The sequence below is a fragment of the Candidatus Eisenbacteria bacterium genome, from assembly GCA_016867495.1.
In the GTDB taxonomy this organism is placed as follows: Bacteria; Eisenbacteria; RBG-16-71-46; order CAIMUX01; family VGJL01; genus VGJL01.
This window is the reverse complement of record VGJL01000326.1, coordinates 1-2,011: the sequence shown is the minus strand read 5'-3', so window position 1 is coordinate 2,011 and position 2,011 is coordinate 1. Positions and strand designations below refer to the sequence as shown.

The following is a 2,011-nucleotide window of genomic DNA, read 5'->3' as shown; positions in this document are numbered from 1 at the left end:
CGGCGCGGCGGGAGGCGGCCTCCCTGGCCCCTTCCCTGATCTTCTCCCGCAACTCCGCCATCGGCTCCAGCAGGGCCGCCTGGTAGGCGAACCCCCTCTTCGTCGAGACGAAGACCGCATCGGAGATCGTCGGAGCGATCTCGTCGCGCAACTCCGCCTGGCCGGTGACGAGTCCCACCGGTATCCCGAGCTCTCCTGCCTGCAGGGCGGCGATGACAGCCTCGTTGCAGGGGTTCCCGTTGATGCGCAGATCGATGATCCGCGATGTGAATGTGTGCGAGAGGACGCCCCCGGGGACCGCGGGCCCCGGATGATATCCGACCAGGAACAGGACGTCGAAGGATCGATCGAGCCCCAGGAGCATGTCGATCGACGGATCCCATCCGCTCAAGAGGCGCGCCCGAGGATGCAGCTTCTCCCAGAGGATGTTGCGCGCGCGGCCGTGCGCATCGCGGACGACCACCTCCTCCGCGCCTCCCTCGATCGCCCCCTCGATGGCCGCGTTCACGTCATCGGTCATCCACTGGCGCGCCCGCGGGTGATCCGCTCCATCCGTCCGCGCATGGTCCCACGTCGCGACCCCGCCGATTCCCTCTATGTCCGCAGATATGAAGACGCGCATGGCCATCCTTCCTCCCCGCTTCGGGGGATCCTAGCACGAGACATCCGGAGGCGTGGAAACTTCGCCGCCTGCGCCCGAGCGGATTCTCTCAGTCGCCAGGCCGAGAGTGCCGATCTGGCAGTTGAATCCATCCGGCGCGGGGGAGGAACCATGAGCAGAGAACCAGCCCGAATGCGTGATACGGCATCGAGACCCATGCCTGTTGGGCCGCAGGAGGATCCATCCACCGGATCATCCGGCCTGAGCTATCAGCTCTGGCTCAAGCAGTTCCACAGCGAGATCTACGAGGAGTTGCTCCTCGCCCCCGCGTCAGACCCTAAGATCGTCGAGGTCCTTCAGCGGGTCGGGCTCTTCCACGACGTCCCGCGGCTGCAGGTCTTCCGGACCTCCGGGGATGGGGCGCTCGCCGAGAGCGCGCTCGAGTGGTGCGCCGCGCGGCAGCAGAGCCGGTCGCGCTCCTATCGGGGGATCGCCATCAAGGGCCTCCCGCCCTCGTTCAAGAAGCTTCGGGAAGAGGGGATCCTCGATCTGCAGGAGATTCCTCTCCTGGTCCAGAGGGAAGGGGGCAGGCTGCCGGAGACCGACGCCAGGAGCGCTCTGCTTGCCCGTTTTCGCATCGGCAGGCGCCACGATGGAGTGGCTGCCTTCGAGGAGACGCGCCGGGCGCGAATCTGGAAGCCGGATGAGATCGAGACCCTGACCGTCCTCGCCGCGGCCGTCGGAGCCGCCTTCGAGCAGCGGGCGCTCCTCGACGATCTGAGAACCCGCGAGCTCGAGACGCGCGCTCTTCTGGACAACTGCCCTGGGATTGTCTACTTGAAGGACAGGACGGGACGATTCATCTTCGGCAACAAGCTCCTCGCCGACTACTGCGGAGTCCCTCAGATCGAGCTTGCCGGCAGGCGCAACGAGGATCTCTTCCCGGCGGAGTGGGTCGACGGTCTCGACGAGATGGATCGGCTCGTCCTCGTCGAGGGGGAGAGGATCGACTACGATCGTCAGGTCCCCTTCGGCGGCAAGACCTTCACGATTCGTGTCCACCGCGCGCCGGTCATCGGCGACAGCGGAGAGATCATCGGCATCGTCGTCTTCGCCGAGGACAAGACCGAGCTGACGGAGCTGCGCCGGCGCCTGGGCTAGGCGGCGGCCGCCGCAATCGGGGCACAGTCGATCCCGGCGTCAGAAGAGGACGCTCGCCGAGACCCTGTGCACGGCGGGAAGCTCATGGTTCTCGGTGTAGCTGTAGTCCGCCTGTAGCCCGCTGCCCAGGCCCGTGGGCAGAAGCAACCCTCCTCCCGCCGAGAAGCGCTCCTGGTCGTAGCGGAAGTACCAGCCCGCGCGCAACGCGATTCGCTCCGCCAGCTCGTACTCGAATCCGGCGTTGGCCCG

At 66.7% G+C, this 2,011-nt stretch carries 2 protein-coding genes; one reads left to right on the top strand and one right to left on the bottom strand.

The window, feature by feature from the left end:
* The coding region (locus FJY88_13935; protein MBM3288426.1) for a hypothetical protein at positions 1-628 on the bottom strand (628 nt) is incomplete at its 3' end.
* Between the two features lie 144 nt (positions 629-772).
* Between FJY88_13935 and FJY88_13930 the strand changes: the two genes are divergently transcribed.
* Complete coding sequence (locus tag FJY88_13930; GenBank protein MBM3288425.1) at positions 773-1,762, top strand: PAS domain S-box protein; 990 nt, start codon at positions 773-775, stop codon at positions 1,760-1,762.
* Positions 1,763-2,011 lie beyond the last annotated feature (249 nt).